The sequence below is a fragment of the Corynebacterium doosanense CAU 212 = DSM 45436 genome (genome assembly GCF_000767055.1).
Taxonomy (GTDB): Bacteria; Actinomycetota; Actinomycetes; order Mycobacteriales; family Mycobacteriaceae; genus Corynebacterium; species Corynebacterium doosanense.
In genome coordinates, this window is the sequence record NZ_CP006764.1 from 2,138,688 (window position 1) to 2,157,690 (window position 19,003).

Sequence of the window (19,003 nt, forward strand, 5' to 3'; positions counted from 1 at the left end):
GATGCCCTTAGCGCAGCACAAAGCCCCTGCGTCCCGGATCGGGGACGCAGGGGCTTGAGACGAGTCCTGGAGTGGACTACTTGGCGGTCTCAGCTGCCTCGGGAGCCTCGGTGGAGGAACCCTCGATAGCGGAGGAGCCCAGGTCCAGGCCGGTACCGATGGTCTCGATGATCGCCTTGGCGAGGCCGAACTGAGCCTCGAAGATGCCGGAGATGCCCTCGAAAAGGTCGTTGAACTGATCAGCCATGATGTGTCCCTTCAGATGATGTGCCGCAGGGTTTCCCGCGGCCTGCAATCAGTCTGACAGAGCCATCGCAGCCGATCTATCTCCTTTGGTATCCCACTTGCGCCGCTAGTTCTGCGGCATTTCCGTGCGGGGGCGCTTCATCTCGAAGAAGTACGGGTACTCGCCCAGGAGCGAGCAGGCGTCGAAGATCTTGCCCGCGTCCTCGCCCTCGGGGAAGCGGGTGATCACGGGGCCGAAGAACGCGTTGTCGCCGAACTGCACGACCGGGGTGCCGGAGGGCTCGCCCACCGCGTCGACGCTGGACTGGTGGTACTTGGCCAGGTCCTCGTCCATCTCCTCGGAGTTGGCCAGGTCTGCGTAGGAGGCGTCCAGTCCGACCTCGTCGAGCGCGCGGGCGATGACCTCGTCGTAGGCACCGAAGCCGGTCTTTCCGCCCTCGCCCTGGGTGTGCACGATGGTGCCCATGGCCGTGTAGAGCTCGTCGATCTTCTCGGGGTGCTCGTTCTTGACCTTGGCGAACACACGTGCCGGGCCCCAGTTGGCCTTCATCTTGTCGGCGTAGTCCTCGGGGATGTCCGCGTCCTTGTTGAGGATGGAGAGCGACATGGGGATGAACTCGAGGTCGATGTCACGCACGGTCTCCACCTCCTTGATCCACCGGGAGGTCTTCCAGGCGAAGGGGCAGGAGACGTCGAACCAGAACTTCACTGACTGTGCCATGACAGATCCTTCTTTCCTTAAGGTTTCAATAAATCGTTTCCTTGCCCCACCCTAGTGAAATTCCGGGAATGGCTACCCTGGCATGCATGACTTCACTCAATCTCACCCATGTCGAGGCCGAAGAGCGATCCACGCTGATCGACGTGAGCCACTACGCCATCACCGTCGACCTCACGCAGTCGACCGAACACTTCACCTCCGACACGGTCGTCGCCTTCACCGCCCGCGAGGCCGGTTCGACGTTCATCGACCTCCGTACGGCCACCATCACGGAAGCGCTTCTCGACGGCGCCGAGCTCGACGTCTCCGGTTTCACCCCGGACAAGGGCCTCGAGCTTGCCGACCTCGCCGCCGGCGACCACATGCTCAAGGTCACGGCCGAGATCCCCTTCTCCCGCACCGGCGAGGGCCTGCACCGCACGGTCGACCCGGCGGACGACAAGCCGTACTTCTACACCCAGTTCGAGACCGCCGACGCCAAGCGCATGTTCGCCTGCTTCGACCAGCCGGACATGAAGGCCACCTACGACATCACCGTCATCGCCCGTCCCGAGTGGCGCGTGATCACCAATGAGCCCACCACCATCTCGGAGCAGGACGGGAAGGCTGTGCACACGGCGTCGATTAGCTACCCTCTCTCGACCTACCTCGTGGCCATCTGCGTGGGCGAGTACGCCGAGTTCACGGACACGTGGCGCGGCGAGCTCACCCACCACGACGAGACTCCCGGCGATCAGCCGACCTCGCTGGAGGTGCCGCTGGGGCTGTACGCGCGGGCGTCGATCGCCGAGCATCTCGACACCGAACGCCTGTTCACCGAGACCAAGCAGGGTTTCGACTTCTACCACCGAAACTTCGGCATGGCGTACCCCTTCACCAAGTACGACCAGATCTTCGTGCCCGAGTTCAACGCCGGCGCCATGGAGAACGCCGGGTGTGTGACCATCCGCGACGAGTACGTGTTCACCTCCAAGGCCACGCACTACAAGTACGAGCGCCGCGCCGACACGATCCTCCACGAGCTCGCGCACATGTGGTTCGGCGACCTGGTCACCATGAAATGGTGGGGCGACCTGTGGCTCAACGAGTCCTTCGCCACCTGGGCCGCCGCGATCTCCCAGGCCGAGGAGACGGAGTACGACACCGCGTGGGTCACCTTCGCCAACGTGGAGAAGGCCTGGGCCTACGCGCAGGACCAGCTGCCCACTACGCACCCGGTGGTCACGGACGCCTCCGACATCGAGACGGTGGAGCAGAACTTCGACGGCATCACCTACGCCAAGGGCGCCAGTCTGCTCAAGCAGCTGCAGGCTTACGTCGGGCGCGAGGAATTCTTTGCCGGGGTGCGCCGTCACTTCGCCGCCCACGCCTGGTCGAACGCCACCTTCGACGACCTGCTCGGCGCGCTCGCCGAGGCCTCTGGCCGCGACCTCTCCTTCTGGGCCGATCAGTGGCTGAAGACCACCGGCATCAACCACCTCGCCGCGGACTTCGACGTCGAGGACGGCAAGTACACCCGCTTCGACCTGGTGCAGACCGGGGAGACGCCGCGCACGCACCGCCTGGCCGTCGGTGTGTACTCGCTTATCGACGGCTCCGTCCAGCGCACCCGCCGCGTCGAGCTCGACGTCTCCGGCGAGCGCACCTCCGTCACCGAGCTCATCGGCGCCGAGGCCGGCGACCTGGTCATCCCCAACGACGAGGACCTCACCTACGGCCTCATCGACTTCGACGAGGACTCCCTGAGATTTGTGGTGGAGAACATCGACAAGATCGCCGATCCCATGGCCCGCACGCTCGCCTGGTCCGCCACCTGGGAGATGACCAGGGCCGGCACCATGCGCGCACGTGACTTCGTGGGGCTCGTGGCCCGCGGCGCGCGCCACGAGAGCGAACTCGCCGTGCTCGAACGCATCCTCAACCAGGCCACCGCCGCCCAGCAGCGCTACGCCGACCCCGCCTGGGCCGCCGAATCGACGCTGCTCACCGACACCCTCCTGGCCGGCGCCCGCGACTCCGAGCCGGAGACCGCGATCATCTTCGAGCAGGCCCTCGTGCACGCCGAGCTCACCGACGAGGCCGCCGCGTACCTGGAGACCCTGCTGGATTCCGACGACGCCGACCAGCGCTGGCGCGCCACCACCGCACTCGTCGCCCGCGGCGACCGCCACGCGACCCTCGTCACCGAGCAGGAGCAGCGCGACCCCTTCGCCTCCGGCCGCCTCTCCGCCATCCAGGCCCGCGCCGCCGCGCCCGAGGCACAGGTCAAGCGCGAGGTTTGGGACCAGCTCGTCGAAGGCTCGCTCTCCAACGTCGAGGCGCGCCACTCCATGGCCGGCCTCGTCCACGTCGGCCACGACGAACTCCTGCAGCAATTCAATGCCGAGTTCTTCACCGTGGCGCCGAAGATCTGGGCCGAGCAGTCGGGCGAGATGGCCCAGCGCACCCTCGCTGGCCTCTTCCCCGCGTGGGACATCAGCGAGGACGGCGTCGCCCGGGCGGAGTTGTTCCTCGCCAGCGCAGAGGGCGGGCTGCGTCGCCTGGTGGCCGAGCGTCTCGACGGCGTCGAGCGCGCCCTTCGCCTGCGCAAGGTGGACGCGCGGTAGGTGGGGGCAGGTTCGGCCGGACTATGCCGTGGCATAGTTTGGCCGGCCTCTGACCTGCGGTTGAGCACTATGCCGTGGCATAGTTTGACCCGATTCGGGTCAGGTGAGTCCACACGCGTGGACAACATCGGGTGTCCAGACGTCTGGACGAATCTTGTTCGCAAGATTGAACGGACCCACCCTTCGCGACTATGCCGTGGCATAGTTCGGCCCGCTCGGGGCTGGGTGAGTCCACACGTGTGGACAGTTCTCATCGCTTCTCATCGTCCAGACGTCTGGACGGATCCTCCCCGCAGGATCTGCTTGCTGCGGAGTGCGCGACTATGCCGTCGCATAGTTCAGCTCTCTCCGAACCGAGTCCACACGCGTGGACAGCTTCCATCGTCCAGACGTCTGGACGATTCTGCTGCGTTTGGACTTCTCTGACCAGCGGTCTGCCACTATGCCGTGGCATAGTCCGACATTCTCTGAACCGAGTCCACACGTGTGGACAGCATCGAGTGTCCAGACGTCTGGACGAATCTTACCCCACAAGATCGAACTGACCCACGAACCGTAACTATGCCGCGGCATAGTTCGACCCGCTCCGACCGAGTCCACACGTGTGGACTCCCCTACTCCACCGCGCCGAGCAGCGCCTTCGCGTACGCCGAGTGCAGCGACTCGTTGTCCGAGGGCTGGTAGAGCCCGGCGAGCACGTCGCGGTAGAGGCGCTGGAGCTCCGAGCTGCGGAAGTACTGCGCGCCGCCGCACGTGCGAATCGCCAGTTCGACCGCGTCCTTGGCCGCCTCCGTCGCAGCGTTCTTGACGTTAGAGAAGTAGAGGAACCACTTGCCCCCGTGGTCGATCTCACCGAGCCGGTCGACGTCCTCGGTCAGCTTCTCGATCTGCAGCACCGCCTGGTCCATGAGAATCCCGGCCGAGGCGATCTGCCAGCGGATGTCGGGGTCGAGGGAGTACGGCGCTTGCTTGACCCTGCTCATCCGGGACGTGGTGATCTCGGCGGCCAGGGCCACGGCGCGCTCCCCGATCCCAGCGTAGACCGAGGCAAGGAGCAGCTCGAAGGGGCCGAAGATGCCAAACACGAGGGGGTCCGGGTTGGGACCGATCGGGGTGTGCGTCCCGATGTGCTCGGGGCGCAGGACAACCTCATCCAGCTTCGTCGTGTTGGACTGCGAGGCGCGCATGCCGAGCGTGTCCCAGTCGTCCTTGACGTCGATACCCTCCGCGCCGCGCTCGAGGAAGCCGAAAACGAGCTGGTCATCGGGGGTGCGGGCGTGGACGAGCAACTTGTCCCACACGGGTGAGAGCGAGGTGAAGATCTTGGTGCCGCTGATCCGGTAGCCGTCCCCGTCGGGGGTCGCGGTGGACGCGGAATCGAACAGTACGGCGTCGTTGCCGGCCTCGGAGATACCGAACGCGAAGATCTCACCCTTCACGACCGCGTCGAACACCCAGTTCAGGGAGTCCGTGCCGCGCAACCACATGGTGTACGCGACGGCGACAATCACGTGGTGCATGTTGATGCCCAGTGCGGTTGCCGGGGCAGCCTGAGCTAATCGACGCTGCGCTCGCGAGACCTCCTGGAGGCTGAAGCCCAGGCCCCCGAACTCCTCGGGCACCAGCATGCGCAGGTAGCCGGCGTCGCGGAGCTCCGCGAGGTCCTCGGTGAAGAACTCGTTGCGTTCGTCGTAGCCGGCGGCGCGGCCGCGGATGCGTTGGAGGAGGTCGTCGGTAAGCAGCTGTTCGGCGGTCATGCGCCCCAGCCTATCCCCGTCAGACGGCCTCGAGGGCCGTCCGGATGTCCGCCAGCAGGTCCTCGACGTCCTCGATGCCCACGGAGAGGCGGACGAGCTCGCGGGGAACCTCCAGCTGAGAGCCGGTGGCGGACTGGTGGGTCATCACGGCGGGGATCTCCACAAGCGACTCCACGCCGCCGAGGGATTCCGCGAGGCAGATGAGTTTGGTGTTGGTGCAGAACGCCAGCGCCGCCTCCGGGGTGTGGAAGCTGAGGGAGATCATGGCGCCGAAGCGGTCCATCTGGGAGGCGGCGGTGGCGTGCCCGGCGTGGGACTGAAGGCCCGGGTAGTGCACGGCCTTGACCTTGTCGGAGGCCTCGAGCTCGCGGGCGATGCGTTCAGCGTTGTCGCAGTGGCGTTCCATGCGCACGGCGAGCGTCTTGATGCCGCGGGTGGTGAGGTAGGCGTCGAAGGGGCTGGCGATGGCGCCGACTCCACCCTGGTAGAAGCGCAGTTGCTCGTCGAGAGCTGAGTCGTCGGTGATGACCACGCCGCCGATGACGTCGGAGTGCCCGCCCAGGTACTTCGTGGTGGAGTGCACGATGATGTCCGCGCCGAGATCCAGCGGGCGCTGGAGGTACGGGGTGGCGAAGGTGTTGTCGACGATGAGCTTGGCCGAACCCTTGATCGCCGCGACGGCCCGGATGTCGGTGATGTTGAGCAGCGGGTTCGACGGGGTCTCCAGCCAGATGAGGGTGGTCTTGTCGGTGATGGCGTTTTTCACCGCGTCGACGTCGGTGGTGTCCACGACCGTGTAGTCCACGCCCCAGGGGCCGAAGACGCTGTCGATGAGGCGCCAGGTCCCGCCGTAGGCGTCGTTGCCCAGGACCAAGTGGTCGCCCGGGCGCAGGAGGATGCGCAGGATCGTGTCGGTCGCCGCCATGCCCGAGGAGAACGCCACCCCGTGCGCCGCGCCCTCGAGCGCGGCCACGGTCTTCTCCAGGGAGTCGACCGTGGGGTTGGCCACCCGGCCGTACTCGAAACCGCCGCGCAGGTCGTTGGGGCCGTTCTGGGCGAAGGTGGTGGAGGCGTAGATCGGGATGTTGATGGGCCCGAGGTGGGAGTCGGGGTCATATCCGGCGTGGATGGATGCGGTGGAGAACCCGGACTTCTGGTCGGCGCTCATGTGCTGATCACTCCTTGTCGGTGGCGGACTGATCCACCACACTAGACCAAGCGGTACAGCAGCCGGTCAGCCTGCGCGAATTTAATTCATGCCTGAGTCCACCGGGGGATCGGTACGGTGTAGAGCGATGAATGCGAACACCTTCTTCCTCAGTCAGAACTCCGACACCCCCCTCACGGGCACGAGCTCGGACACCGTCGACACCGTCACCAGCTGGTGGAACAGCACGGATGCCCAGCAGTGGCTCATCGCCACTCCCCTGCGCATCCTGCTCATCATCGTGGTAGCCCTGCTCGTCCAGTGGGTGGGCAGGCGGCTTGTCGACAGAGCGTCGAAAAGCAACATCGAACGCGGCGGGAGAAAGAAACCGCGGACCGGCCGGTTCCGCACCAGGGCCGCCGGGCCGACGGAGGAGGTTGATCCGCGCATCGCTGCCATGCGCAAGTCGCACGAACAGCGTCGGCGCTCGCGGATCCGCACGTTGGCGTCGGTGGCCAAGTCGGCGCTGGGCATCGTCGTCTGGATGTGGGCGGTCCTGGCGATTCTCTCCGAGATCGGCGTGAACATCGGCCCCATCATCGCCTCCGCCGGCGTGGTGGGCGTGGCCATCGGTTTCGGCGCGCAGTCGCTGGTCAAGGACTTCCTGGCCGGCATCTTCATGCTGCTCGAGGACCAGTACGGCGTGGGCGACACCGTCAACGTCAGCGAGGAGATCACCGGCGACGTCGAGGACATCTCCCTGCGCATCACCACGATCCGCGACATCGACGGCACACTCTGGTACGTGCGCAACGGCGAGATCCTGCGCCTGGGCAACCTCTCCGACGAGTACTCCATCGCCCGCATCGAGGTCCCCGTCGCGCTGACCAACGACACCGAGAAGGCGTGGGACACGATTCTCCAGGCCATCACCGAGGCCACCGCCAATCCCGCCATCGCCGACGGCATCATCGACGAGCCGGAGATGAACGGCCTGACCACGATCAAGACAGACCATGTGGTCTACCGCGTGTCCATCAAGACGCTGCCCGGCAGGCAGTGGGACGTGCAGCGTGTGGTGCAGTCCAAGCTCATCAACGCCCTGCGCACCGCGGGCGTGCAGATGCCCTACCCGCGCGGCATCGGTGCGGCCGCCTACTCAGCCACGGAGGAATAGACCCCATGACCAGCGACACCATGTACGACGCCATCGGTGGCGAACCCACGTTCCGCAAGCTCGTGCGTGGCTTCTACGCCCAGGTGCCGGATGACGACATTCTCGGCCCCATGTATCCCGAGGACGACATGTCCGGCGCCGAGGACCGGTTGTTCTGGTTCCTCTGTCAGTACTGGGGCGGGCCGCGCACCTACCAGGAGAAACGTGGCAACCCCATGCTGCGCAAGCGCCACTTCCCCTTCGAGATCGACTCCGCGGCCGCCTTCCGGTGGCTGGAGCTCATGCAGCGCTCCCTCGACCAGATCGACGCGGAGACGATCAACGACGAGCAGCGCGCCGCCATCTGGAACCACATGGAACGCGTCGCGTACATGATGATCAACAAGGACGACTGACGCTTCTCGACGCTGCGTCCACCAGTTCGCGGCGGTAGCATCTCCGCCGTGCCCCGCCCCAGTGCAGTCCTCGACGTCCTCCGTTCCTTCGGGGCCCTCGGGCTCACCTCCTTCGGCGGGCCGGCCGCGCACCTGGGGTACTTCCGCACCGCCTTCGTCGAGCGCCGGACGTGGCTGAGCGACCACGCCTTCGCGGACCTGGTCGCCGTCTCCCAGTTCCTGCCCGGCGCGGGCTCGTCCAAGGTGGGCATGGGCCTGGGTTATCACCGCGGCGGCTGGGCCGGGATGGCGCTGGCCTGGATCTTCTTCACCCTCCCCTCGGCACTCGTGCTGGGCGCCTTCGGCCTGTTTGTCACGGGCACGGGCATCGACCCGGAATCCGGGTGGATCCGGGGGCTGCTCGCCGTCGCCGTCGGGGTGGTCTTCCACGCGGTGTCCGGCATGGCCCGCTCACTGGCCTCCACCCCGGTCACGGCCACCATCGCGGTCGCCTCGGCGCTGGCCGTCTTGCTCGTCGCCCACTCCGCCATCCAGGTCACGGTCATCGTCGCCGCCGGTGTGCTGGGGATGCTGCTGCTACGCACGCAGACAAAGGTGACGGAGCCGTCCCCGGAGACCCTCCGCCCCGTCCCCCGGTGGGCGGGCTACGGCGCGGTGGCCCTCTACTTCGCCCTGCTCGCGGGCCTGTGGGCTGGAGCGCGATTCGTGGGCGGCCCGGTGCTCACGCGGGCGTACGCCTACTACGAGACCGGCGCGCTGGTCTTTGGTGGCGGGCACGTGGTGCTGCCGCTGCTGCAGGCGCATGCCGTGGGCGGGCAGTGGATGAGCGAGGCGGAGTTCCTGGCCGGGTACTCGGTGGCGCAGGCCGTGCCGGGGCCGCTGTTCACCTTCGCCACCTACCTCGGGGCGGTGGACGGAGGCATCTCCGGGGCCGTGCTGGCCACGGTGATGATCTTCCTGCCCTCTGCGCTGCTCATCGTCGCGGGAATGTATTTCTGGTCGCGCTGGCGGCACTACCCCCTGCTCAGAGCGGCGTTCGCGGGCATCAACGCTGCGGTGGTGGGCCTGCTGCTCGCCGCACTCTACGACCCGGTGTTCACCCACGGCATCACCGGCCCGCGATCACTCGCCGTGGCGGCGATCGCCTGGCTCATGCTCGCGGTGTGGAAGCTCCCGCCCTGGTCGGTCGCCGCGTTCGGGGCGCTCGCCGGATGGCTGCTGCTCTCACTGCGGGGCTAAAGCGCCAGCACGTTGCCCAGCCCCGTCGAGCGGTAGACGGTGCCGAAGGGGGCGTCGATGCGCACCCACCGGCCCGCGGTGGAGACCCGCAGGTGGCGCGGGATGTCCATCGCGGCGCTGAATCCCGGGATAAGGCCCAGGGACGTGCAAGTGAACACCATGCGCATGGGCACCTCCACGCTGTGGCCGCCTCCCTCGACGGTGATGACCGTCTGGTTGAGCAGCGAGGCGGGCGGTCCCATCGGGCCGGAGAACTGGCGCGCGAGATTCCGGCCGTCGTCGGCGAGCTGGCGCACCACCGTCACCGGCAGCGTGTCCACGAGCTCGAACCCCGTGGCCGGCGGCAGCGCGCCCGGCCAGTTGGGGTCGCGCGCGGGCCCGATGGAACGCGCGTCGGTCTGCACCGAGTTGAGCAGGTCGGACGCGGCCACGACCGCACCGTCCCGGGACACCGATCCGGTGATGCGGCGCGAAGCGGTGACCTCGAAGGGTGTGGTGACAAAGACGTCGATGGAGTCGTCGACAAGCGTTCGGAACCTTGCCGACGCCGCGGCGTCGAGCCCGACCGCGCGACCCAGCAGGGAGATCAGGCCCGGCCCACCGGAGCTGACCTCGAGGGACTCCATAGGCACTAGAAGATGTCCCCGTATCCGGAGTCCTCGAGGTTGTCCAGATCCACCAGACCGTCCTCCTCGACCTCGGCATCCTGGATGTCCTCCGGGGGCTTCTTCTCCGGCGCCTGCGTGATGATGCCGATCTCCGCCTTGGTCAGCTCGCGCGGCATGAGCGTGGACATGTCGATGGCCACCTGCACCGTCTCCACCACGCAGGCCAGGCGCTTCTGCCGGTCCTTGATCTCCTGGCGGGTGACAAACGACGTCGTGCCCACCTCCACCGCCTGCGTCTCAATGTGCACGTGCGTGGTGTCGGGCTGGATCGGCCGGAAGTAGTCCGCCTCGACGCGGCGCACGAACACGTTGAACTCCAGTCCGCGGGAGAAGAAGAAGTGCTCGCCGTATTCCAGGCGCGCCTCCTGGGCAAACTCCAGGTAGTTCGCGTTCATGATGTGCCCGTGGCGGTCGAAGTCGGACCAGCGCACGGGCAGGGTGGTGTAGTGGACGGCGCCGTCGGAGTCGTTGTTGTCTGCAGACATAATTGTCGAGATTTCCGTTCGTCTATCGAGGTCCTGGTGAGCAGATCACCACTCTATACCTTTTAGTTTGCTGTACCTCACTGAAACCGCCGGGGCAGCTCCGGTTCTCCCAGGACCAGCATGAGCCGGTTCGCCCAACTGAAAAATGCGACACAGTTCACCGCATCAATCACCGACGCAGCATCGAGCCCGGCGGAAGAGAGCTTGTCGACGTCCTCCCCACCCATTCGCGGAGGTGTCGCCGTCAGTTGGAGCGCCACATCGCGCAGGGCGTTCCACTGCTCGCTGCCGAGATCGGAGTGCTGGCCAGCGTCGATAAGCCTGGTGATGTCCTCGGACCTGCCGGACTCCTCCTCCGCGCGGCCGGCGTGGACCGAGGCGCAGTAGACGCAGCCGTTGGCCATGGAGGTGACGGTGGCGGCGAGTTCGCGCTCGGCGCGGCCAAGGCCACCGTCGGTGTTGTAGAAGATGTCCAGGTCCGTGAGCGTGCGGGCGCGCAGGGCGTCGGGGTCGCGGGCGAGCAGGCGGAAGTAGGGCATGTCGACCCGTCGTGGCTGGATCATGGCGTTGACCTGTGCCTCGGTGAGCTCGGATTTCTCCACCGGCTCGACCCAGGGTTTCCAGCCGAGGGCGTGGTTGACGAAGGCCCGCGGGCGGGCGATGTCCGGCTCGGGGGCGTCGGGCCAGGCGAGTTCCGGAAGCGTCGGGGTGCCCTGCGTCTTGCTGGGCGTGGCGCCGGCCAGCGCGTCGAGACCCTGGATGACACGCAGCTGGAAGCACAGGAAGCTGATCAGCTGGGTGAGCGAGACGATCTCGTCGGCCGTCCACCCGGCGAGTTCGAGGTGGCGGATCACACCCGGGCGGCTGTCGCGGGGATGGAAGACGAGCAGGTGCGCCACGTCGAAGGCCGCGGTGAGCCGCTCCCCCAACCCGAGGCCGGCGTGGCTGACCTGGGGGCCAGGCTCGGAACGTTCGCGCAGGTCGGGCTCGCGAAACTGGCCGTAGGGGCCGTGCGCCTGGCCGGCGCGGATCGCCTCGGTGACGGCGTCGACGAGGGTGGGTGCGGCGTCGTCGCCAAGCAGATCGGAGTAGAACTCCGCGGCGCGCGGCTGTGCGTGCAGCCCGGCGACGTAGGCCGCCACCGCGTAACGCTCGGTCTGGGTGAAGCCACCGGGTGAGGCGGGTTCGAGCAGCGCCTCGAAGCTCTTCTGCGCGTTGGCCTTGGCGTCCGGGCGTAGGTCCCGCAGCTGTGTCGGCCCGCTGGCCAGGGAGTTGATGATGTCGGTCACGAAAGGTCCTTTCACAGTCCGAGGTTGAGGGAGCCGTCCCGGTAGTTCGAACCCGGGATCGAGGCGATGAGTTCGGCGGTGAACTCGCTCTGCGGGTGCGCGAACACCTCGGCGGTACGGCCGGATTCCACCTGCTGGCCGTGGTTCATCACCGTCACCGTGTCGGAGATTCCCCGCACCACGGAGAGGTCATGGGAGATGAACACGTAGGTCAGGCCCAGCTCCTCCTGCAGGGAGGCGAGCAGGCGCAGGATCTGTGCCTGCACGGTGACGTCCAGTGCCGAGACGGCCTCGTCGAGCACCACCAGCTCGGGCTCGAGGATCAGCGCCCGGGCGATGGCCACACGCTGGAGCTGGCCGCCGGAAAGTTCCCGCGGGCGGCGCGGCAGGTGCTCCGGCCCCAGCGCCACCAGGCCGAGGTAACGCTCCACCTTGGCCGCGATGTCCGACCGGGAAAGCTCCAGCTCGCGGGCGTAGTTGCGCAGTGGCTCGGCGATGATCTGGCCGATGTTCTGGCGGGGATCGAGCGAGGAATACGGGTTCTGGTAGACGAGCTGCACCTGGCGGCGCAGGCGCCGTCGACGAGACGGGGAGAGTTCGGTGACCTCCACTCCGTCGATGCTGATGTGTCCCGCGGTGGGTGTGCGGAAACCGGTGATCGCCCTGCCCAGGGTGGACTTTCCGGAACCCGACTGGCCGACGATGGCATGGGTTCTTCCCCGCGGGACGGCGAAGGAGACGTCGTCGACCGCGAGGAAGTCAGCGCCGAATCGTTGGGTGACCCCGTCGACGATGAGCAGCGGCGGCTCCTCGGTGTTCGCCGGCGTGGCCCGAGGGCTGGTGACGGCGGCAGACAGCGAGGGGGCGTCGGCCAGCAGGCGGCGGGTGTAATCCTGTTGCGGATGAGTGAGCACCTCGGCGGCGACGCCGGATTCGCGCACCTCGCCCTTCTCCATGACAACGATGTGGTCGGCGCGGTCACCCGCGACCGCCAGGTCATGGGTGATGAGCAGGATGCCCAGGCCCAGCTCCTCCTGCATCTTTTCCAGCAGGTCGAGGATGACCTTCTGCACGGTGACGTCGAGGGCGGAGGTGGGCTCGTCGGCGATGATGAGGTCAGGTTCCGGGGCGATGGCCGCGGCGATGAGCACCCGCTGTTTCATGCCGCCGGAGAGCTCGTGCGGGTACTGGTCGAAGCGCGCCTCCGGGCGATCGATGCCCACTCGTTCGAAGAGTTCGATGGTGCGGGCCCGGCGCTCGGCGGCCGAGCCGCGGCCATGGAACGCCAGGGCGTCGCTGACCGCCTGCCCGACGGTCTTCACCGGGTTGAGGGAGTTTCCGGGATCCTGCGGCACCAGCCCGATGCGGGCGCCGCGGAGGGATTTCCACTCCCGCGGAGAGAGGTTGGTGATCGGGCGGCCGTCGAAAAGCACCTCACCGGAGTCGATGCCGGCATTGTCCGGCAGCAGGCCGATCACCGCGCGGGCGGTGGTGGACTTGCCGGAGCCGGACTCACCGACGATCGCCGTGGTTTTGCCGGCGAATACCTCGAGGCTGACGCTGTTGACGGCGGCGACGTTTCCGGCGCGGGTCTCATACGAGACGACCAGGTCCTCGATGCGCAGCAGTGGTTCGCTCATGTCATGCCTCCCTTCGGATGGAACGGCTGAGGTGGTTGGCCGCGAGCACGACCAGGACGATGACCAGACCCGGAAGAACGGTGAGCCACCAGGCGGTGGCCATGTAGTCGCGGGCGTCGGCGATGAGCAGGCCCCATTCCGGGGTCGGCGGCGGGGCACCGTAGCCGAGGAATCCGAGGACGGAGAGCTGCAGGATCGCCGAGCCGAACTGCAACGCAGCCAGCGCGAGCACCGGGGTCAGCGAGTTGGGCAGGATGTGGCGCAACAGCACCTGGGACCGTGTGCCGCCGGACCCGTAGGCGGCCTCGACGAAGTCCGCGCCGGCCACGCTGATGACCTGCGAGCGGGCCATGCGGGCGAAGGTGGCCACCGAGGTGATGCCCACGGCGATGGCGGCGTTGATCGTGCCGTAGCCCAGCAGGATGATCACCGCGAGGCTCAGCAGGAGGGCGGGAACGCTGAGCAGGACGTCGACAAGCCGCATGATTGCGGTGTCGACCCAGCCGCGCAACGAGCCGGCGAGCAGGCCCAGGAGCGTGCCGAAGACGATGCCGACCAACACCGCGATGAGCGCGCCGAGCAGGGTCTGCCGGGCTCCGTAGACCACCCGGGCGTAGAGGTCGCGGCCGACGGAGTCGGTGCCGAACCACTGCTCGCCCGAGGGCGGGAGCAGGGCGACGGTCTCGCCCGAGTACGGGCTGTGGCCGGTGAATAACCCGGGCACGAGCGCCGCGAGGACGGCGAGGCCGAGCACGATGATGCTGAGCACCACTCCGGGCGAGGTCCACGGGTTGCGCACGCGGGCGCGCCTTCTTCTCGAGGTGGTGACGGCGCTTACAGGGGTGGTCATGAGGTCGCCCTTTCGGTCCGGCGCAGGCGCGCATCGAAGACGGGGTAGAGCAGATCGACGAGCAGGTTGATGAGGATGTAGACAAACGCCGCGATGACGACGATGGCGAGCATGACCGGGGTGTCGCGGTTGGCCACGGCCTGCACGGTCATGCTGCCGACTCCCGCCCGGCCGAAGACCGCCTCGGTGACCACGGCGCCGCCGACGAGCTCACCGAACAACAGCCCCGCAATGGTGAGCACGGGGAGCAGACAGTTGCGCAGCACGTCGCCGAAGAGGATGCGCAGTTCCCCGGCACCGCGGGCGCGCACGGCGGTGACAAACGGCTGTGCGCTGACCTCGGTGATCGAGCGGATGAGCACCTGCGCCAGCGGGGCCGCAATGGGCACGGCCAGGGTGATCGTGGGCAGGATGAGGTTCTGCGCCGGGGAGCCGCCGATGACGGGGACGAGTCCGAGGCGGAAGGAGAGGAACTGGATGAGCACGATGCCCAGCCAGAAGCTCGGCAGCGACACCAGCAGCGAGGGCAGGGACTGGAAGAAACTGCGGATGACATTCACCCGGCCGATCGAGGCCAGCACGGCGATGAACAGGGCGAGCACCACCGCCAGCACGAAGGCCGACACGGCGAGGGTCAGGGTCTGCGGCAGGTTCTCCGCCAGCAGCGTGGACACAGGCGTTCCGCTCTGCACCGAGTAGCCGAAGTTGCCGGTGAGGAATCCGCCCAGCACGCTGAGGTACTGGACGATCAGCGGGTCATCCGCCGCGTAGGCGTCGCGGATGTCGGCGATCTCCCCGGCGGAGAGGCCGAGGTCCGGGCTGGCGTAACGCGCCAGGACGGCGTCGCCCGGCAGCGCCGAGAGCAGCAGGAAGGACAGGGTGAAGGTGACAAAGAGGACGACGGCCGCCTGCGCGACCCGTCGGAGGATTCTGCCGGTGCTCATCTAGGACAGCTCCTTCTTCAGTTCGGTGTCGATGGAGGCCTCGTAGAAGCTCGCCCGGCCGACGGATTCCGGAGCGAAGCCGCGGACGTAGGGCTGCAGCCCGTAAACCACGGGTTCCTCGAACAGCGGCAGCATGTAGGCCTGCTCGGTGAGGTAGTCCTGCACCTGACCGGAGGCGGCCGCGCGGTCCTCCTCGCGGGGGCTGGACGCGACCTTCATGAGCAGCTCCTCCAGCACCGGGTCCCCGATCTCCTCGGTGCCGTCCACCAGCGTCGCGTTGAGCAGCTCGTTGCGGTTGGCGGAATAGAGGTGGGACTTGATCACGTCGTAGTCTGCGCGTCCGACCATGGTGTGGCGCACGGGGATGGTGGTGAAGTCCTTGGACATGGCGTCCTGGGTGGCCTGGTCGCCGGGGTTGAGGTGGATCTCAATGCCGATCTCCCCCAGCTGCTCCTGGATCATGGTGATCACCTCGCGCGAGCGGGGCTGCGGGATCGCCTCGTTGACGGTCAGCGACAATCGCTGTCCATCCTTCTCGCGGATGCCGTCGGCACCGGGGGTCCAGCCGGCGTCGTCGAGTAGCTCTCTGGCCCTGTCCGGGTCGTGCACGTACCCGCCCTCCTGTTCCTTGTAGCCGCGGGCGGTGCTCGACAGCGCCGAGGTGGCCAGCGGGTAGGAATCGGAGAAGAGGATGCGTTTGATGTTCTCGCGGTCGACGCCGGCGATGATGGCCTGGCGCACGCGGATGTCGGCGAGCAGGGGGTTCTTGAACCGGAAGTTCAGGCTGTTGTTCACGCCGTTCGTCGGGGCGGAGACGATCTGCAGTCCCTGCTGGAGAAGATGCGTCTCGACGGGCGCCTCGATCTGCCGGGCGATGTCCGCCTGCCCCGCCACCAGCGCACCGGTGCGCACCGATTCCTCGGCGGCGAGAACGTAGTGGATGTTGTCGAGCTGCGCGCGCCCCTGGTGCTCACGGGCGGCCGGTGCCCAGTCGTAGTCCTCCCGGGCGGTGAGAGTGAGCTCCGTGCCGAGCTGCTCGTCGGCGATGACAAACGGACCCGAGCCGATGATGTTCGTGGCGTTGCCCGGCGCGAACTGCTCGTTGGCGAACTCCAGGCTGGAGTCGGCCAGGAGGCTGGCGTTGAACGTGCTGGTCGCCTGAGCGAATCCCGGGGCGGGGGCCGAGAAGTGGAAGCGAACGGTGTCCTCGTCGACGACCTCGCCGTGGTCGTAGTTGGTGATCTGCTCCGAGGCGGTGAGTTTGCGGGACTTGTCGCCTTTGCCGTAGAGGTCGAAGTTGGCCACGACGTTCTCCGGGGTCAGCGGGGTGCCGTCGGAGTAGGTGACGTCCGTGCGCAGGTCGAAGGTGTACTCGGTGGCGTCCTCGTTGACCTGCGGCAGGTCGGTGGCAATCCACGGGCTGAGCTCGAGGGTGTCCGGGTCCTGGTAGAGCAGCCGGTCGCCGATCTGGTTCATGACGTTGCCGTTGGGGTAGAAACCGGCTGCCGGCGGGTAGAGGGTGGTGAAGAAGATAGGCTCCAGGTAGGTGAGCGTTTGTTCACTCTCCTGGGTGTCCTCACTCGGGGTGCTCGTGCACGCCGCGAGCAGGGACGCGGCGGCGGCCGCGGCGATCACAGCCATGACCAGGCGTGTTCTCGTGCGGTGTGCTGGGTGGCGGGGTTGCCCGTTCATCTTCGGTCGCCTTCCTGGGGATCGTTCTGAGGTGGCGTGCGGCGCGGGTGAGGTGCGGGCATCGCAACTGAAGAGCGAGAGTAACACACTGCTAGACTGATCAGTATATTTTTACAGACCGCATGGTCTGTTTCGTCGAATCGTTGAGGAAGTGCTGCCATGTCCCCCTCCCTTGCCGTCGTTGGTATGGGACCCCGCGGAATCTCCGTCGTGGAGAGACTCGCCGCCGCGCTGAGCGGACAGCCCCCGGCCGAGCTCACCCTGCACCTCATCGAGCCGAGCGAGCTCGGAGCCGGGGAGATCTGGCGCACCGACCAGACCCGGACGCTGTGCATGAACACCCTCGCCGGCGCAGTCACACTCTTCACAGAGCCGGGCGCGTCGGTCACCGCTCCGGTGGTCGAGGGCCCCATCCAGTACGACTGGATCCGACTGCTCCGGGGTGACCGGGACGGCGTGCCCGCCCCCGCCGCCGAACTCTTCGACCGCTTCCCGCCCGCGGATGACACCCTCGAGCGCTTCCGCGCCGAGATCGACGAGACCCGGCCGGAATCCAACCCCTCCCGCGCGCTCTACGGCGAGTACCTGCGCTGGGCGTATGACACGGCGCTGGCCCTGCTCCCGGACTGGGTCCGGGTGCAGACCCACCATGCGCAGGTCACCACCGTGCGCGCCGAAGGATCCGCCGACGTGCTCACTCTGGATGACGGCACCGAGATCACCGCCGAGCAGACCGTCCTCTCCCTGGGCTGGCTCACCCCGGCGGACACCGCGGAGGAAGAGTCCTTCTCCCGGTCTATGGAGGAGCATCCGGACCTCACATGGATCCGCCCCGCCAACCCGCTGGCGCAGAACCTCACGGACATTACTGCCGGCGAGGACGTCCTGGTCCGCGGCCTGGGCATGGGGTTCTTCGACGTCATGGCCCTGTGCACCCTCGACCGCGGCGGAAGGTTCATCCCGGACGACTCGGCCCGCTCGGGCCTGCGCTACGAGGCCTCCGGCGACGAACCGCGCTTCCTCATCACCTCCGGCCGCGGCTACCCCTACCTGCCCAAGTCCGAGTACCGCTCCCTTCCTCCCGCCGCGCGCCTGACCAGGTTCCGCGAGGTCGCCGCACGCATCTCCGCTGAGCACCGCGGGTCGGCGTCCATCGACTTCGGCACCGAGGTCTGGCCCGCGATCGCCCGGGACGCCTACGACGCGTTCTACCGGACCGTCGCCCGCGTCGACCCGGGCGCGATCACCACGAGCCTGGACGAGCTCCTCTCGGCCATCGACGCCGCCGGGCACCCGGACGAGCTCCCCCAGGCTGTTGCGCCCCACCTCATCGACCCCGACCGCGTCCTCGACCTCTCCCGGTGGGCGCATCCCCTCGCGGGGGTCCGGGAATCCACCGACGAGCTCACCGAACGCATCGCGGCGAGCATGAAGAACGACATCCGGCATGCGGTGCTGGCCAGGGAGTCCCCGCTGAAGAATGCCCTGTGGGAGATCAGCGCCGCCCGCAAACCCTCGCAGATCCTCGGCGCCGAGGGGCGCTTCACCTTCGAGTCCCGGCGCGGGGAGTTCGCGGCGATGATGGCGTTCGGCCAGATGGCCGGATCCGGCCCGCCGCTGTTTCGCACCCGCCAGCTGCTCGCGCTTGTCGACGCCGGTCTGGCCAGCTTCATCGGCGCGCGCCCCTCGGCAACCGTCCGCGACGGCGCCTGGGAGGTCCGCTCCCCCACCACGGGCGACACCCCGCACCGTTCCCGCACGCTGGTCGACGCCTGGATGCACTCCCCCGACATCCGCCGGCCCGGGGATCCGCTCACGCAGTCGTTGCTCGCCGCCGAACGAGCCCGGCCGTTCACGCTTCTGGGCCCGCAAGGTGAGCCCGCGCCGAGCGCCTCCCCCGAGGTCGACGCCACCACGCGCAGGCTGGTCGGCGCCGACGGTGCACTGGATCCGCGCATCCACCTGCTGGGAATCCCCACCCACGCCCAGCACCCGGACACCACCATCTCCCCCATGCCGGGCACGGACCCGCTCATGCTCCGGGAAACCGACGCCGCGGCGGTCGACGCGCTAACCCAGCTGGGCCTTAGATAACAGAAACCGCCCGACCCCCTCGGCGAAGCGGGGTCGGGCGGTCTCGGCGTCCG

The 19,003-nt window shown here is 67.6% G+C and carries 16 protein-coding genes; 5 read left to right on the top strand and 11 right to left on the bottom strand.

Annotation, left to right across the window (positions count from 1 at the left end; translation table 11 throughout):
- Window positions 1–76 precede the first annotated feature (76 nt).
- The gene (locus CDOO_RS14120; protein WP_018020620.1) at window positions 77–247 is read right to left on the bottom strand and encodes a hypothetical protein; all 171 of its coding nucleotides are present in this window, start codon (window positions 245–247) and stop codon (window positions 77–79) included.
- Between the two features lie 105 nt (window positions 248–352).
- The gene (locus CDOO_RS10470) at window positions 353–967 is read right to left on the bottom strand and encodes a mycothiol-dependent nitroreductase Rv2466c family protein (protein WP_018020619.1); all 615 of its coding nucleotides are present in this window, start codon (window positions 965–967) and stop codon (window positions 353–355) included.
- 86 nt (window positions 968–1,053) lie between these two features.
- Between CDOO_RS10470 and pepN the strand changes: the two genes are divergently transcribed.
- Window positions 1,054–3,573, top strand: coding sequence for an aminopeptidase N (gene pepN, locus CDOO_RS10475; RefSeq protein WP_018020618.1), 2,520 nt, complete (start codon window positions 1,054–1,056; stop codon window positions 3,571–3,573).
- A 614-nt stretch (window positions 3,574–4,187) separates the two neighbouring features.
- On the opposite strand, the gene CDOO_RS10480 is transcribed toward pepN, so the two are convergent.
- Complete coding sequence (locus CDOO_RS10480; protein ID WP_018020617.1) at window positions 4,188–5,330, bottom strand: acyl-CoA dehydrogenase family protein; 1,143 nt, start codon at window positions 5,328–5,330, stop codon at window positions 4,188–4,190.
- Between the two features lie 19 nt (window positions 5,331–5,349).
- A complete protein-coding gene (locus CDOO_RS10485) occupies window positions 5,350–6,498 on the bottom strand; it encodes a cystathionine gamma-synthase (protein ID WP_018020616.1) in 1,149 nt (382 codons plus the stop codon).
- Between the two features lie 127 nt (window positions 6,499–6,625).
- Here CDOO_RS10485 and CDOO_RS10490 point away from each other — a divergent pair, with 127 nt between their 5' ends.
- Genes CDOO_RS10490 through chrA form a run of 3 tightly spaced genes read left to right on the top strand, consistent with a single transcriptional unit; the run spans window position 6,626 to window position 9,288 of the window.
- Complete coding sequence (locus tag CDOO_RS10490) at window positions 6,626–7,654, top strand: mechanosensitive ion channel family protein (protein WP_018020615.1); 1,029 nt, start codon at window positions 6,626–6,628, stop codon at window positions 7,652–7,654.
- A gap of 5 nt (window positions 7,655–7,659) precedes the next feature.
- A complete protein-coding gene (locus CDOO_RS10495) occupies window positions 7,660–8,049 on the top strand; it encodes a globin (protein WP_018020614.1) in 390 nt (129 codons plus the stop codon).
- A 48-nt stretch (window positions 8,050–8,097) separates the two neighbouring features.
- Window positions 8,098–9,288 carry a chromate efflux transporter gene (gene chrA / locus CDOO_RS10500; protein ID WP_018020613.1) on the top strand — a complete coding sequence of 397 codons (1,191 nt, stop codon included), beginning with the start codon at window positions 8,098–8,100 and terminating at the stop codon, window positions 9,286–9,288.
- Here chrA and CDOO_RS10505 read toward each other — a convergent pair.
- The 7 genes from CDOO_RS10505 to CDOO_RS10535 all read right to left on the bottom strand — a co-directional run bounded on the left by CDOO_RS10505 (window position 9,285) and on the right by CDOO_RS10535 (window position 16,805).
- On the bottom strand, window positions 9,285–9,914 hold the full coding sequence (locus CDOO_RS10505) for a DUF8185 domain-containing protein (RefSeq protein ID WP_018020612.1): 630 nt from the start codon (window positions 9,912–9,914) through the stop codon (window positions 9,285–9,287). The two genes, chrA and CDOO_RS10505, sit on opposite strands and share 4 nt — an antisense overlap.
- Before the next feature lie 5 nt (window positions 9,915–9,919).
- Window positions 9,920–10,441, bottom strand: coding sequence for an acyl-CoA thioesterase (locus CDOO_RS10510; RefSeq protein WP_018020611.1), 522 nt, complete (start codon window positions 10,439–10,441; stop codon window positions 9,920–9,922).
- 77 nt (window positions 10,442–10,518) lie between these two features.
- Entirely contained in the window at window positions 10,519–11,730 is a 1,212-nt protein-coding gene (locus tag CDOO_RS10515) for an alkylhydroperoxidase domain protein (RefSeq protein WP_018020610.1), read from the bottom strand.
- 11 nt (window positions 11,731–11,741) lie between these two features.
- Window positions 11,742–13,370, bottom strand: a complete 1,629-nt coding sequence (locus tag CDOO_RS10520; RefSeq protein ID WP_018020609.1) for a dipeptide ABC transporter ATP-binding protein — start codon at window positions 13,368–13,370, stop codon at window positions 11,742–11,744.
- Window position 13,371: 1 nt separating this feature from the next.
- Window positions 13,372–14,220: an ABC transporter permease gene (locus CDOO_RS10525; protein ID WP_051063929.1), complete on the bottom strand. Its 849-nt coding sequence runs from the start codon at window positions 14,218–14,220 to the stop codon at window positions 13,372–13,374.
- A complete protein-coding gene (locus tag CDOO_RS10530; protein WP_018020607.1) occupies window positions 14,217–15,164 on the bottom strand; it encodes an ABC transporter permease in 948 nt (315 codons plus the stop codon). The genes CDOO_RS10525 and CDOO_RS10530 overlap by 4 nt, the downstream gene beginning before the upstream one ends.
- The gene (locus CDOO_RS10535) at window positions 15,165–16,805 is read right to left on the bottom strand and encodes a TIGR04028 family ABC transporter substrate-binding protein (protein ID WP_018020606.1); all 1,641 of its coding nucleotides are present in this window, start codon (window positions 16,803–16,805) and stop codon (window positions 15,165–15,167) included.
- 210 nt (window positions 16,806–17,015) lie between these two features.
- On the opposite strand from CDOO_RS10535, the gene CDOO_RS10540 reads away from it, so the two are divergent.
- Window positions 17,016–18,950, top strand: coding sequence for an FAD/NAD(P)-binding protein (locus CDOO_RS10540; RefSeq protein ID WP_020384502.1), 1,935 nt, complete (start codon window positions 17,016–17,018; stop codon window positions 18,948–18,950).
- The last annotated feature ends 53 nt before the right edge of the window (window positions 18,951–19,003 follow it).

What these genes read in the sequence shown, in the direction of transcription:
- CDOO_RS10535 (WP_018020606.1), bottom strand. Translation starts at nt 16,805, where the DNA reads ATGGCTGTGATCGCCGCGGCCGCCGCCGCGTCCCTGCTCGCGGCGTGC.
- CDOO_RS10530 (WP_018020607.1), bottom strand. Translation starts at nt 15,164, where the DNA reads ATGAGCACCGGCAGAATCCTCCGACGGGTCGCGCAGGCGGCCGTCGTC.
- CDOO_RS10495 (WP_018020614.1), top strand. Translation starts at nt 7,660, where the DNA reads ATGACCAGCGACACCATGTACGACGCCATCGGTGGCGAACCCACGTTC.
- CDOO_RS10525 (WP_051063929.1), bottom strand. Translation starts at nt 14,220, where the DNA reads ATGACCACCCCTGTAAGCGCCGTCACCACCTCGAGAAGAAGGCGCGCC.
- CDOO_RS14120 (WP_018020620.1), bottom strand. Translation starts at nt 247, where the DNA reads ATGGCTGATCAGTTCAACGACCTTTTCGAGGGCATCTCCGGCATCTTC.
- CDOO_RS10520 (WP_018020609.1), bottom strand. Translation starts at nt 13,370, where the DNA reads ATGAGCGAACCACTGCTGCGCATCGAGGACCTGGTCGTCTCGTATGAG.
- pepN (WP_018020618.1), top strand. Translation starts at nt 1,054, where the DNA reads ATGACTTCACTCAATCTCACCCATGTCGAGGCCGAAGAGCGATCCACG.
- CDOO_RS10485 (WP_018020616.1), bottom strand. Translation starts at nt 6,498, where the DNA reads ATGAGCGCCGACCAGAAGTCCGGGTTCTCCACCGCATCCATCCACGCC.
- CDOO_RS10470 (WP_018020619.1), bottom strand. Translation starts at nt 967, where the DNA reads ATGGCACAGTCAGTGAAGTTCTGGTTCGACGTCTCCTGCCCCTTCGCC.
- CDOO_RS10490 (WP_018020615.1), top strand. Translation starts at nt 6,626, where the DNA reads ATGAATGCGAACACCTTCTTCCTCAGTCAGAACTCCGACACCCCCCTC.
- CDOO_RS10505 (WP_018020612.1), bottom strand. Translation starts at nt 9,914, where the DNA reads ATGGAGTCCCTCGAGGTCAGCTCCGGTGGGCCGGGCCTGATCTCCCTG.
- CDOO_RS10510 (WP_018020611.1), bottom strand. Translation starts at nt 10,441, where the DNA reads ATGTCTGCAGACAACAACGACTCCGACGGCGCCGTCCACTACACCACC.
- CDOO_RS10480 (WP_018020617.1), bottom strand. Translation starts at nt 5,330, where the DNA reads ATGACCGCCGAACAGCTGCTTACCGACGACCTCCTCCAACGCATCCGC.
- CDOO_RS10540 (WP_020384502.1), top strand. Translation starts at nt 17,016, where the DNA reads ATGTCCCCCTCCCTTGCCGTCGTTGGTATGGGACCCCGCGGAATCTCC.